14 protein-coding genes and 1 pseudogene are annotated in these 11,407 nt (G+C 63.1%); 6 read left to right on the top strand and 9 right to left on the bottom strand.

Annotated features, from left to right (window positions below):
* Nucleotides 1-5: 5 nt before the first annotated feature.
* The gene (locus GGR62_RS11080; protein WP_184407956.1) at nt 6-743 is read right to left on the bottom strand and encodes a DUF3348 domain-containing protein; all 738 of its coding nucleotides are present in this window, start codon (nt 741-743) and stop codon (nt 6-8) included.
* A gap of 349 nt (nt 744-1,092) precedes the next feature.
* Between GGR62_RS11080 and GGR62_RS11075 the strand changes: the two genes are divergently transcribed.
* Complete coding sequence (locus GGR62_RS11075; RefSeq protein WP_184407955.1) at nt 1,093-1,305, top strand: hypothetical protein; 213 nt, start codon at nt 1,093-1,095, stop codon at nt 1,303-1,305.
* A 283-nt stretch (nt 1,306-1,588) separates the two neighbouring features.
* On the opposite strand, the gene GGR62_RS11070 is transcribed toward GGR62_RS11075, so the two are convergent.
* Complete coding sequence (locus tag GGR62_RS11070; protein WP_184407954.1) at nt 1,589-1,804, bottom strand: hypothetical protein; 216 nt, start codon at nt 1,802-1,804, stop codon at nt 1,589-1,591.
* 10 nt (nt 1,805-1,814) lie between these two features.
* A complete protein-coding gene (locus tag GGR62_RS11065; RefSeq protein WP_184408057.1) occupies nt 1,815-2,255 on the bottom strand; it encodes a YkgJ family cysteine cluster protein in 441 nt (146 codons plus the stop codon).
* A 381-nt stretch (nt 2,256-2,636) separates the two neighbouring features.
* Here GGR62_RS11065 and GGR62_RS11060 point away from each other — a divergent pair, with 381 nt between their 5' ends.
* Entirely contained in the window at nt 2,637-2,804 is a 168-nt protein-coding gene (locus GGR62_RS11060) for a hypothetical protein (RefSeq protein WP_184407953.1), read from the top strand.
* 42 nt (nt 2,805-2,846) lie between these two features.
* Here the strand turns inward: GGR62_RS11060 and GGR62_RS11055 are convergent, their stop codons facing one another.
* Nucleotides 2,847-4,010: a zinc-dependent alcohol dehydrogenase gene (locus GGR62_RS11055; RefSeq protein ID WP_184407952.1), complete on the bottom strand. Its 1,164-nt coding sequence runs from the start codon at nt 4,008-4,010 to the stop codon at nt 2,847-2,849.
* 259 nt (nt 4,011-4,269) lie between these two features.
* On the opposite strand from GGR62_RS11055, the gene GGR62_RS11050 reads away from it, so the two are divergent.
* Nucleotides 4,270-4,914 carry a DUF4142 domain-containing protein gene (locus GGR62_RS11050; RefSeq protein ID WP_184407951.1) on the top strand — a complete coding sequence of 215 codons (645 nt, stop codon included), beginning with the start codon at nt 4,270-4,272 and terminating at the stop codon, nt 4,912-4,914.
* Nucleotides 4,915-5,371: 457 nt separating this feature from the next.
* Here GGR62_RS11050 and GGR62_RS11045 read toward each other — a convergent pair whose 3' ends face one another.
* Nucleotides 5,372-6,238 carry an SDR family oxidoreductase gene (locus GGR62_RS11045; RefSeq protein WP_184407950.1) on the bottom strand — a complete coding sequence of 289 codons (867 nt, stop codon included), beginning with the start codon at nt 6,236-6,238 and terminating at the stop codon, nt 5,372-5,374.
* 851 nt (nt 6,239-7,089) lie between these two features.
* On the opposite strand from GGR62_RS11045, the gene GGR62_RS11040 reads away from it, so the two are divergent.
* The 3 genes from GGR62_RS11040 (at nt 7,090) to GGR62_RS11030 (ending at nt 9,354) form a co-directional block, all read left to right on the top strand.
* A complete protein-coding gene (locus GGR62_RS11040; RefSeq protein WP_184407949.1) occupies nt 7,090-7,275 on the top strand; it encodes a hypothetical protein in 186 nt (61 codons plus the stop codon).
* A 553-nt stretch (nt 7,276-7,828) separates the two neighbouring features.
* Nucleotides 7,829-9,112, top strand: a complete 1,284-nt coding sequence (locus GGR62_RS11035; protein WP_184407948.1) for a sigma-54 dependent transcriptional regulator — start codon at nt 7,829-7,831, stop codon at nt 9,110-9,112.
* The gene (locus GGR62_RS11030) at nt 9,109-9,354 is read left to right on the top strand and encodes a hypothetical protein (RefSeq protein ID WP_184407947.1); all 246 of its coding nucleotides are present in this window, start codon (nt 9,109-9,111) and stop codon (nt 9,352-9,354) included. Before GGR62_RS11035 ends, GGR62_RS11030 begins: the two co-directional genes overlap by 4 nt.
* Here GGR62_RS11030 and GGR62_RS11025 read toward each other — a convergent pair.
* From GGR62_RS11025 to GGR62_RS11010, 4 genes and pseudogenes are all read right to left on the bottom strand, one after another.
* Complete coding sequence (locus GGR62_RS11025) at nt 9,351-9,725, bottom strand: response regulator (RefSeq protein ID WP_184407946.1); 375 nt, start codon at nt 9,723-9,725, stop codon at nt 9,351-9,353. The genes GGR62_RS11030 and GGR62_RS11025 overlap by 4 nt on opposite strands.
* 87 nt (nt 9,726-9,812) lie before the next feature.
* Nucleotides 9,813-10,022, bottom strand: a complete 210-nt coding sequence (locus tag GGR62_RS11020) for a hypothetical protein (RefSeq protein ID WP_184407945.1) — start codon at nt 10,020-10,022, stop codon at nt 9,813-9,815.
* Between the two features lie 96 nt (nt 10,023-10,118).
* Nucleotides 10,119-10,508, bottom strand: a pseudogene (locus tag GGR62_RS11015) (manganese catalase family protein); the annotation flags it as partial.
* A gap of 159 nt (nt 10,509-10,667) precedes the next feature.
* Nucleotides 10,668-11,174: a ferritin-like domain-containing protein gene (locus tag GGR62_RS11010; RefSeq protein ID WP_184407944.1), complete on the bottom strand. Its 507-nt coding sequence runs from the start codon at nt 11,172-11,174 to the stop codon at nt 10,668-10,670.
* Nucleotides 11,175-11,407: the final 233 nt, after the last annotated feature.

Raw genomic sequence — 11,407 nt, 5'->3', positions numbered from 1 at the left:
CCCAGTTAGCGGGTACGAAGCGCTGCAAGCAGGCCTTCGATCGGGTGAAAACGAACATCCAGTTCGGCGAGCAACACGCTCTGCATGTCTTTGCGAAACACATCCAGCCAGCCATCGGACACCGCGCGTGGCGCGGTATCGCCATCGGCTGCCGGAGTTGGCGCCTGCGCAGCAGTGCGCAGGCGTTCGAAGTGCGCACCGAGCAGGTTCGGTACGTGCCCCAACAACGTCTGCTCGCGCGGGCTGAGCGTCAGTTCCATCACTGCATCCACTTCGGCCAGCCGCGCCATGTCGCTGGATACCAGTGCCAGCATGTCGCGCAGCCGCCCACGCAGATCGCCGGTAGCGGTGCGCATGGCGCGTTGCATCGCCAGGTAGTGCTGCCGAAACGGGGCGTAGTCGGGCATGGGCGCAGGCACCTCGGCTTGGACGGCTGCGCGGGCCTCGGCACGCACGCGTGCCACCACAGTGTCCAGCTCGGCCACGCTGCTGGTCGTCAGCGCCGCGCGCACGCGCGCGCAGGTTTCCACGTCGAGCGGACGCGTGTCCGGCAACGGCTCGCTTTCGGGCAGCTTGCCATCCAGCGCCTTGGAGACGGCGACTGCGCGCGTCCAATCGATCCACTGGCCGAGCCGGTCGGCCAGCGCATGGTTGGACTGGGCGACATGGGCATCGGTGAGGCGCGCGAGCAGGCGAATAAAGGCCGGGCCTGACAGAGGCGCCCGTTGGAGAACTTTCGCCATGATTTCACGGGCAAAGACCGCACATTTTACACGGGAATGCGCACGCTTCGGTGCCCTGGCGCTGGTCCTGCAAGGGATTGCAGCGGGTAGGGCTGGCGGCATTCAGCCGCGCTGGTGCGGGAGATCCCGGGTTGTTCCATCGTGGTGGCCTGCGGCGCATCGGCCATGCAGCAGGCGACCAATCTCTGCAGGCCGAGCGGCGGCGAAAGTCGAGCCAGGGCGCAACCAGGTCGTGGCATGGCGCCCGTCTAACCAGTTCAGGTTTGAACGAAAATGTGCCCGGGAAGCGCCGGTTTTGCAACGTGAACAGGTATAAGCTGCGGGCCGGGTTTCCCAGCGAGGTAACACAATGGACCGTTCCGACATGCAAGTGTCCGATCGGCTGCTCCTGGAGCTGCAAGGATTCCACGATGCCTACGGCCGTGGACCGGATTTCTGGGACGCGTATCAACGCATCATGGCCATTGCGGCGCAGGCCGGTGGCGACATGATCGACCTGGCCAACGAAATGGCATCACTGGCGCAAGGCATCGGAGCGATCGATCGCGCGCAGTTGCTGTAGTGCCGGGTGGGCCAGGTGCCGGCGCGAGGCCGGCCTAAGCGTCGAGCGCTGCGGGCCATCATGGAGCGTGCGGTGCATGGTGGCTGGGTCAGGCTGCGGTTGCAGGCTGACGGGTGTTCGCGGTGAGCGGCGGCACTGCCGAGGCCCCGGATGTCTGCCTGCGTCCTGGCCTTGCGCCTGGCGCTGCCGGCCCACGCTTGCATGCGGCAGGCTTGGGGCTAGCTGATCTCCATCGGTGCGGCATGGCCGCGACAGCGACACATCGTGCGCTGTCGCAGCGCGTTTATTCGGCTTTGGCGGCCGGTTTGGTTGCGGCAGCGGGTGCGACCTCGGGCTCGCCACGCTTCTTGTCGCGACGCAGCGGCGTGTCGCCCAGGCGCTCGATCGCGCCACCGGATTGCTGAAACGCTTCGAGATCGGCGGCCAGACGCTGCTCGGACAAGCGCGGCTTGCCCGGCTGATTGCTCACGGTCATCGACTGGCGACGGGAGTTGTTCATGGCGAAATCCTCATGCGTTGTAAAGCGTCAAGGGAATGCCCCGCCGGCGTTGGTCGTCGTAGGTGGCACGCACGTCGCGGCAATACGGCCCGGACATGACGAAACGCCGGCAGATCGCCGGGCGCGTTTCATAGATCGAGCAGCACATGCGCGCCGAATCGAGGGCCACGCACCAGCCTTCCTCGTCACGCGCCATCACGTGCCAGCCTTGCGGCGTCACGGTGGTCAGGTGGTTGGGGATGCGGTCGGATGGGTCGACCATGACGGTGAGCCGGCAACAGACGGCGTCGCAACGTTCGCAGAGATTCTTGATGGAGAAGGCCGAAAGAGAATGAAGGCGATACCGGACTCCGGCCCCGCCCCTGCACCATACACCCTGGGCGTGCGGGGGTGTGAACCGGTCCCGCCGTGCACAGCGCAGCGTTTGCCCATCCTGCCGGTGTGCGTGCATGCCCTTCGCGGATGCGCGCTCCATCGTCGCCACGGTGATTGCGTCGGAATGGCGCGCGTAGATCGATGCGTGTGGCGGGTCGCTACTGGCACCTGAGGTGCCAGGTGCGGGAGCCGGGCACCTCAGGTCGATCTGGAAGAGGTCGCCATGCGCTGCAAACGTGGTGACCCGCCCGCGACGCACTGCGCGCTCACACACGCAGGCCAGCTGGGCCTGCGATGGATGAGTCCACTCCTAAAGTGGTGTGCGTCTCATTCCCGGCCGCGCGCTCATCCACAACCGTTCGCCTTTGTCGTGCCCGTGCGAAGACGCATTTCACCGATGCCGCTGGCGCGCCACCGTAACGTTGAGCAGTCCGCATCAACGCGGCAGGAGATTCCCATGACGATTGCACATCAGCGCATTGATGCGCCCGAACAGGCGCCCGACCACGATGCTCAGCGTAGCGAAAAGGAAAAGCAGGATGCGTTGCAGGACGATGCGCTGGAAGAAACCTTTCCTGCCAGCGATCCGGTCTCGCCGTTCGTACCGGCCAAGCCGCTGGATTGAGTACGCCCAATATCGCCGTTTGCGTTGGTGTGTCTGTCGGGGTTACGGCGTCAACACCACTTTGCGGCAATCGTCCTGCTTCTTGTCGAACAATTCGTATCCGCGCACCGCATCGGCCAGTGGCAGGCGATGGGAGATGATCGCGTTCGGCTTGAGCTCGCCATTGCCGATGCATTCCAGCAAATGCGGCATGTGTTTCTGCACATGGGTCTGGCCCATCTTGAAGGTCAGCCCCTTGTCGAAGGCATCGCCGAACATGAAACCGTGGATGAAGCCGGCATACACGCCCGGCACGCTGACCACGCCGCAGCGCCGCGTGGCCGCGATGCATTGACGTATTGCCACGCCGCTGCTGCCTTCCAGTTTCAAGGTGGTCAACGCGGTTTCGAGTGTGCTGCCTTCGGCCTCGAAGCCCACCGCTTCGATGCTGGCATCCACGCCGCGTCCATCGGTTTGCGACACGATCACATCGGCCGGATCGTCGACATCGTCGAAGTTGATCGGGATGATGCCGTAGGCCTTGGAGGCAAAGTCCAGGCGATAGGCATGGCGGTCGACCATGAAGATGCGTTCGGCCCCGAGCATGCGGCAGCATGCCGCCGCCATCAGCCCCACCGGGCCTGCGCCGAAGATCGCCACGGTCGAGCCTTGCTTGACGCCAGCGTCGATGACCGCTTGATAGCCGGTTGGCAGGATGTCGGACAGGAACAAGACCTGCTCGTCGTGCAATGCATCTGGCACGACCAGCGGCCCGACATTGGCCTTGGGCACGCGCACATACTCGGCCTGGCCGCCGGACAAGCCGCCATACAAGTGACTGAAACCGAACAACGCCGCAGGCGGGCGCATGTCCTTGTGATTGAGCGCTGCGCCCTTGCCGGTATTGGTGGTTTCGCAGGCAGAGAACTCCTGCAGCACGCAATGGAAGCAGCGCCCGCAGGCGACCACGAACGGGATCACCACGCGATCGCCGCGTTTGACCGCAGTGACGTCCGGGCCGACGTCTTCGACGATGCCCATGAATTCGTGGCCAAGCACATCGCCATGCCGCAGATCGGGAATCTTGCCGCGATACAGGTGTAGATCCGAGCCGCAGATGGCCGTGGCGGTGACACGCAGGAGCAGATCGTCGCGTTCGACAAGAACCGGATCGGGGACGGTCTCTACCCGCACATCGTGGGAGCCATGGTAGTTGAGGGCAAGCATGTGGATCTCCTGAAGGCCGTCGGTGCGCGGCAATGCGATGCAGTGTTCTCAGCGCGCCGTTAAATCCGTCAGCACGCCGCGTGCGCATGGTGTGGACGCGGCCGGTCGGCGACGCCGCGTTGATGCGTAGGTCACGCCTGGATAACCGACGTCCTCGCACGCTCGAACTCAGCTGTTCGACACCATGCACCTATCGCGTGCATCGACGATGCGAACCCAACCGTCACGATCGCCAGGTGCGATCACTCAGGAGAACGACATGGGAATTTTCAAGATGGTGACCGCAGGCGCCGTGGGTTACGTGGCCTACAAGGCATGGCAGCGTCGTCAGGATCAAGGTGGCGACAAGGCCAGCGATACCCGTCACGACCGCGATATTCAATCGCCTACGCGGAAGGGACCAGCGACCAATAGCGCCACGCCGCCGCACGGCGATCCGTTACGCAGCGGCGTCACTGTCACCGTAGAGCGCAAGCAGGCACTCGGTGCACTGGCTGTATTCAACGAACAAGAGCGCAGCCTGGCGCAATTGGCGGTCGTCAAGGGTCTAGGCGGCGAATCGTTGCAATTCGCCCGCAAGATGGACGAGGCGCATAGCGCCGCGCTGACCGACCTGAGCCGGTTCGCGCCTGATCGCGATGGCACCCTGGCGCAGGCCGCATCGACGCGTGCACAAGCCACGCGCAAGCGTCTGGAAGGGTTGAACGGCCATGAATTTGAAACCCAGTATCTGCAGGCCAGCGTGACCAGTCACGAGCAGGCATTGACCTTGCTGGATCCGCAGCTGAGCAGTGAACCGGGGTCGAGCGATCTGGGCAAGGAATTGCAGCGCGCACGCGAAACCATCGCGCAACATCTGGAACACGCGAAGGCGCTGCGTGCCAAGTCCGGCCGACTGAACTGATTGGCCGAGGCGGATTGCCGAACACTGCAGGGTGTGTGGTGCGATCCAGGCGAGTGTCGTGGGTCATCCGTCCTTTTCAGAAAAGGCATTCCGCTGCGTCGATGGGTGACGGGCTCATCGCCGATGGATTCGGCCGCGCGCTGCCGCAATCGCGCACGGCGCATGTGCTGATTTTCCCCACCCTGGGCGCCGTATTCACCAACTCACTGCTCACCCAGGCAGTCTGCGCGACACAGCGCCGATGGAACGGCGGGTGGGTGCCACGCGAGCGCGGCGTTGACCGAAACCTCACTGCAGATCGGGATTTTTGCTAGCGGGCGCTTGGCAGCAGGCAACAAAGATTCGCCGAGAGCCGCACTCGCCAAGCAATTGCACGCTGGCGCGAAGAAAAGCCCGCATCGGTGTGGGACCGATGCGGGCTTGACGCGTGCGTGGCGCTCGATAGTCCGTTATGGCGTCACAGCGTGACTGCACCACCGGCAATGGTGAGCAAGGTGCCGGAGGTGTAACTGGCGGTGTCGGCTGCCAGCATCACGTATGCCGATGCCAACTCGACCGGTTGGCCAGGGCGTCCCATCGGCGTCTGGCTGCCGAAGTTCTGCACCGACTCTTCATCCATGCCGGCAGGAATGAATGGTGTCCAGATCGGGCCGGGCAATACCGCGTTGACCCGGATGTGCTTGTCGGCCAGCACGCCGGCGAGGCCGATGGTCAGATTGGCCAATGCGCCCTTCGTCGCGGCGTAGGGCAGGATGTTCGGCGTGGGCTTCTTGGACTGTACAGAGGCAGTATTGATGATGGAGCCACCGTCCCGCATCAGCGGTACCGACAGCTGCACCAGATGGAACACGGCATGCACGTTGGTATCGAAGGTCTTGCGCCATTCGTCCAGTGTGATGTCTTCGAAGCTCTGGAAATATTTCTGGTAGCCGGCGTTGTTGACCAGAATATCCAGGCCACCGAAGGCGCTGTTGACCTTGTCGATGAGCGCGGCCGCCTGGGCGGGGTCGCTGATGTCGCAGCCCACCAGCAATGCCTTGACACCGGCCTTCTCGATCAGCGCGCCGATCCTGGCGGCCTCCTCTTGCTCATCGGGAAGATAGGCGATCGCCACATCGGCGCCTTCGCGCGCATAAGCGATGGCCACAGCTGCGCCGATGCCGCTGTCGCCGCCGGTAATCAATGCACGCTTGCCGATCAGCTGGCCGTGGCCGACATAGCTGTCTTCACCATGATCCGGGCGAGGGTCCATCTTCTCGGTTCGACCAGGGAAGCTCTGCTGCTGCGGCTTGAACGGCGGGCGTGGATAGTTGGGTACGGGCATGGATGTCTCCTGAGGGATGAAGCACGACGTGAGCTGCAGTGTGTGCACGCGAACGTAAATATCCGGGCTAGGCAATGTAGGCGGCATGTGTGCTGATGCAGCTGTGGTGCGGTGGGGCCGCTGCCAGCACTGCTTCGCTGGCGTCTCATGCCTGCCAAGGAAAGGCGTGACGGCACACTCAACGATGCCTCGCAGCTGGAAACCGACAGCATATGCGAGTGCAACCTTCGCTTTAGAGCAGCTAACAAAACCTAGCGAGCGCCTGTCAGTGAGTGCAGTGGTTTCGTCGACCGTATCTTGGTGGATGCAGTCAGAAGTCCAGATCAAACACTGAGTGGGTCGAGGGCGCGGTGCCCTCACCGCTCGCGGGACACGCCGTGAATCCATCCCTGGAGGCTCGGTGGCGGCATCCATGCCGCCACACGGTCCCGCAAGCGGCGAGGACACCGCACCAGAGACTCCGCTGGTTGCTTGGTTTAAACCCATGCATGCCGACCATCTCGACTGGTCCTTGCCCGCCCAGCGTCGCGCGACCTTACGCGGCATGGATGCCGCGTAAGCGCTTACAAGGACGTACTTGCAGCGTGTCCCGCGACGCTGGGCGGGCAAGGGCCCTGCAGCCAGGCCGCAGATGGCCGGCCTGCAGTAGGCTGACGCGAAGTCGTTGTGTTAGCCGCTCTTAGCTGCAGTGCGGCAGCGACCGTGCAACGCATTGGGAAGCCGGCACGTCAGCGTGCGTCGTCGCCCGCGCCATGGGCAGCCACTTCACACCATCGCGTGGCGCCGTTCACTGTGTTGCAATGGATGCCCGCCTAGCGTGGTGCTACGACACCAGATGCAGGAGACCAGCAATGGGTAGCGAGCCGAAGAAGCCGTGGGGTCCGGGAGATGACCAGAAAAAGCCGTTTACGCCGCAGGAACAACGCAATGAGGATGTGGAGCGGAAAGTCCATGACATGCCTGATGAGGACCGTGATGTGAACAAGGCAGACCCTGAGCGCGACTACGAGCGACCAGATGGTTCCGAGAAGCGTTGAAACCACATGCCGCACGCGTTAGACGCGCAGTACCGATGGTGCCGCACAGGCTAGCGCCAGATCACAATGTTCCATGCGCTTTGCGTACAGTCGCTGTGGAAAGCGGGTACGCTGGTGCTCATGTCGCGAACCTGTCGGATGCAATGCGGGTTTGCTCACGCGCCGCAGCGCGCGTGGTCCACGTCAGCGTCTACTGGCGTGCTGAACCGGAGACAGCGGCGCAAGCGAGCTGATCCCTCAGCGAGGGCATGCCCGCGTTGCGGACTGCGTGCCAACCATCCAGCCTCTTCCAAATCTTGCGCCCGCTGGCGTTTTCGATGGATTCGACGCGGCCATCGGCCTCAACCGTGACGCTTGGCACTAGCAATATCCAGCACCGACGTGCGTACTTCGTGCACACTCAGTGCGGCGAGCTCTGCTTGGGAAAGGGGCCGCTGGACCGACCTGTGGTCGCAGGGGAGGGGTAATCTCGCTGTGGTGAGCTAGCGTGTCTTCGCGATGCCATCACAATTTCCAACTGAACATGTACCAGTCATTGCGGACAAAAGCGCTCATGGACCGACTTTCCTGCGCCATCATCGACGACGACGTGGAGTTTTGCGATCAGGTGGTGGAGTTGGCCACCGATAGTGGCTTCCATGCCAAGGGGATGCACACGCTTGGTGAAGCCAGCCGTTGGTTGGATAGCAACTTCCCTGACCTGTTGGTGGTGGACGTTGGCCTGCCCGACGGCAGCGGTTTCGATCTCATCGAACGGCTCGGCCCGGATCACTCGCCGCAGATCGTCGTGGTGTCGGGGGACTACGCTTATGAAACACAGGGCCGCGCACAGCAGTTCGGCGTCAGCGAATTCCTGACCAAGCCGTTTGCGCCTGAACGCCTGGAACGTGTGCTCGGTGGTTTGCGTGAAGCGCAGCAGGGCAACCTGGGCATCATCGGCAACAGCGACAGCATCGTGCTGTTGCGCAAGGACATCGTGCGCGTGGCGCCGACCGATCTGAATGTGCTGGTGACGGGGGAAACCGGTACCGGCAAGGATCTGGTTGCGCGTGCCATCCATCGCGTGTCCGGGCGCCGCGGTCGCTTTGTGCCGGTCAATTGCGGCGCCATCCCGGAAGAGCTGCTGGCCAGTCAGTTGTTCGGCCACGAGCGCGGCAGCTTCACCGGCGCGGAGCGTCGCCACGCCGGATTCCTGGAGCAGGCGGCCGATGGCACGCTGTTTCTGGATGAGATCGGCGAAATGCCGAGCCGCCTGCAGGTCTATCTGCTGCGTGCGATCGAGTCGCGCAGCTTCATGCGCGTAGGTGGAAGCGAGGAAATTGCATTGGATGCGCGCGTGGTGGCGGCAACGCACCAACATGTGCAACGCGAGCACGGCGTGCTGCGCGAGGATCTGTTTTACCGGCTCAACGAATACCCGATCCAGGTCCCGCCGCTGCGCGAGCGTCGCGGCGATGCGCGTCTGCTCGCGCTGCGCGTGATCGACGAGCTCAATGTCCAGTACGGTGCGCGCAAGTTGCCCACCAAGTCGCTGCTGCGCTATCTGGCCTATCACGCCTGGCCAGGCAATGTGCGCGAGCTGCGCTCGTTCATCCGTTATCTGTATCTGCGATCGGACGGCGATTTGTTGAGCGCGCCGGAGGTGGAGCAGACCGTGCCGCAGGCCGATCAAGATGGCTTGTTGATTCCCGCTGGCTGGACCATGCGGCAGGCCGAGGACGCCATGATCGAAGCCGCGCTGGCACGCACACGGTTCAACAAGAAGGCCGCTGCGCGCGAACTGGGCATCAGTGTGCGTACGTTGCACAACCGGCTCGGCGATAAGGGAACAGCGTGACCGACGCCCCCCATGGACGCCGCCGCGAGTTGCTGCATCAGCTGCGCAACCGCCTCAATGTGATGGGGTTTGCGCTGTACGCGCTGCGCGGCGAGGCGTCCAAACCGATGGACACATTGCGCGGCGCGCATCAGTCTGCCGTCGACCTGCTCAATCAGCTGGGCGAGGAAGAACGCGCCCTGCAGCAGGCCGGCGACTCACACGCAGATACAGACGCAGATACTGCCGACCAGCCACGTTAGGCAGGCTGTGTCTGATTGCTTAGCAAGGCGGTGATGGTGCGCGGGTTAGATGGCTTCATGCAGTAGGACAGATGCGCAAAGCGTGGCGGCAGGGCGCAGCGGTCGTAGCCCGAGCAGAAGGAAAACGGCACGCCGCGCGCTATCAAGGCATCGGCCACCGGAAACACCAGCTGGCCGCGCACGTTGACATCCAGCAATGCACCATCGAGGGCGTACCCCGATGCCACCAGCGAGAGCGCTTCGGGTACGTTGCCGACCGGGCCGATCACCCGGACCCCGGCTTCCGTCATCAGGTCGCTGAGCGATTCGGCAAGCAGATAGTCATCCTCCACGACAAGAATGCGACGGCCACGGAGCAGAGTGTCGAGCATGGGTAACTCCAGGCCGGTATGCCATCAGACGACGCGCAGGCGCATCGTGCGCGCCGCACCGGTTAATGCGGTGCGCAAGCAGGCGCTTCAAGGAGCGATCTGTTCAGCGTGCACAGCGATCCCGTAGACCCGTGAACGGCTCGGCATGGATTGCGACGCAACGACGCGCATCGATGGCATCGCAACCAGTGACGTCGTGCAGAACTGGTGCTGCGCCGCGCTTGGAAAGGTGGATGCGTATCGTGCGTCGCTCGATGCCATCGACATGTAGACGGGCGCAGCCATGAAGATGCGCATGCTTCACTGGTGCGTCTCGCCAGGCGCTTTGTGTCAACAAAAAGCCCGGGTCGCGCACGAGCCGGGCCAAAGATGTGGTGCATCAGACACCAGGGTTTAACGCTGGATATCGCCAGTCGTGGAGCCTGCATCCGGGCCTGCGCCCAGGTCGGCGCCGCTGACCCGATCCAGCTCCGGGTTGGACAGCAAGCGTAGCGACATCGCGTCCACTGCCTAGGTTTGCGTCGCATCCAGCGCGACCCCGGCCGAACCATCGCCGCCGTCCACTGCGGACTGCAGTTCGCGGTCTGCGACCACGTCCCATTGTTCGCCGGCATTCCATGGGCCGGCCATGTCGCCTTCGCCTTGCGACAGAGTGTAGTAAGTATCGGTAGAGCGCGGGTCGCCCGGCAGCTTGCCTGGCGGGACGTTCGGCTCGATCGCGTACAGCGCTTTCTCGAACGACTTCTGATGCGCCACTTCGCGCGTCATCAAGAAGCGCAGCGCACCAAACGTTTGTTGTGCATGAACATGGATCGTATTTTCTGGCTGGCGCCCGGCGAAAACTGCCACGCAAGCTGCGAGGCAGTAGGCCGAGGCTGGCTATCGAGGGGTGTCCGCAGTGGTGCGGACGCGCGCAGGCGGCGACGCCGTCTGCGCGATGCATCAGGCCGCTTTGCTGGCCTTGGATGCCTTCTGCTTGCCGCCTTGCTCTGCAAGCAAGGTCAACTTTTCATCGGTTGCTTTTTCTTCGTCCAACGTTGCGAGCAACAGCGTGATCGCATCGGCGTAACCCAGTTGCTTGGCGATCGCTGCAATGGTGCCGTACGAGGCGATCTCGTAATGCTCCACCTTTTGTGCGCCACCGATCAGCGCAGCATCGCGCACCGGGCCGGCCTCGATCTCGTCGATCACCTCGCGGCTTTCTTCGACCAGACCTTCCATCGCAGCGCACTTGATGCGCTTGAGTTTGATGCCGAGCAATTCGACGATCTGATCGATACGTTCGATCTGGCCCTGGGTTTCCTCCAGATGCAGCTCGAATGCTTCGACCAGTTTGGGCTCGGTCGCAGCGCGCGCCAGACGCGGCAGCGATTTGGTCAGCTGCTTTTCTGCGCTGTAGATATCGGACAGTTCGTGGACAAAAAGCTCTTCAATCGTGGTGATCGCCATTGGCGGCTCCTATCGGGATAAGGCAATAACGCAGTGCGGCGCACTGCGTGGTCGTCATGCTTCAACTGCTTGCAGGCCTGCATCTTGGTGACGATCGGTCGTGCAGCACCGACGTAATGCAACGTCTGGCATGCAGCGGTGTCGTGATTGCATTCAAGCGGTCTGGCATGACCGCTACGCTAATGGCCGAGGTGTTAGCAGGATTGGTGGATGCAGTGATCCCGATGCGATGA

The sequence above is a fragment of the Xanthomonas sp. 3075 genome (assembly GCF_014197275.1).
GTDB lineage: Bacteria > Pseudomonadota > Gammaproteobacteria > Xanthomonadales > Xanthomonadaceae > Xanthomonas > Xanthomonas campestris_B.
The sequence above is the reverse complement of the archived record's forward strand: the minus strand, read 5'-3'. Positions and strand labels throughout refer to the sequence as shown.

Coding starts and splice junctions, on each gene's coding strand:
- GGR62_RS11080 (WP_184407956.1), bottom strand. CDS start 743: ATGGCGAAAGTTCTCCAACGGGCGCCTCTGTCAGGCCCGGCCTTTATT.
- GGR62_RS11075 (WP_184407955.1), top strand. CDS start 1,093: ATGGACCGTTCCGACATGCAAGTGTCCGATCGGCTGCTCCTGGAGCTG.
- GGR62_RS11070 (WP_184407954.1), bottom strand. CDS start 1,804: ATGAACAACTCCCGTCGCCAGTCGATGACCGTGAGCAATCAGCCGGGC.
- GGR62_RS11065 (WP_184408057.1), bottom strand. CDS start 2,255: ATGCACGCACACCGGCAGGATGGGCAAACGCTGCGCTGTGCACGGCGG.
- GGR62_RS11060 (WP_184407953.1), top strand. CDS start 2,637: ATGACGATTGCACATCAGCGCATTGATGCGCCCGAACAGGCGCCCGAC.
- GGR62_RS11055 (WP_184407952.1), bottom strand. CDS start 4,010: ATGCTTGCCCTCAACTACCATGGCTCCCACGATGTGCGGGTAGAGACC.
- GGR62_RS11050 (WP_184407951.1), top strand. CDS start 4,270: ATGGGAATTTTCAAGATGGTGACCGCAGGCGCCGTGGGTTACGTGGCC.
- GGR62_RS11045 (WP_184407950.1), bottom strand. CDS start 6,238: ATGCCCGTACCCAACTATCCACGCCCGCCGTTCAAGCCGCAGCAGCAG.
- GGR62_RS11040 (WP_184407949.1), top strand. CDS start 7,090: ATGGGTAGCGAGCCGAAGAAGCCGTGGGGTCCGGGAGATGACCAGAAA.
- GGR62_RS11035 (WP_184407948.1), top strand. CDS start 7,829: ATGGACCGACTTTCCTGCGCCATCATCGACGACGACGTGGAGTTTTGC.
- GGR62_RS11025 (WP_184407946.1), bottom strand. CDS start 9,725: ATGCTCGACACTCTGCTCCGTGGCCGTCGCATTCTTGTCGTGGAGGAT.
- GGR62_RS11020 (WP_184407945.1), bottom strand. CDS start 10,022: ATGCGCATCTTCATGGCTGCGCCCGTCTACATGTCGATGGCATCGAGC.
- GGR62_RS11010 (WP_184407944.1), bottom strand. CDS start 11,174: ATGGCGATCACCACGATTGAAGAGCTTTTTGTCCACGAACTGTCCGAT.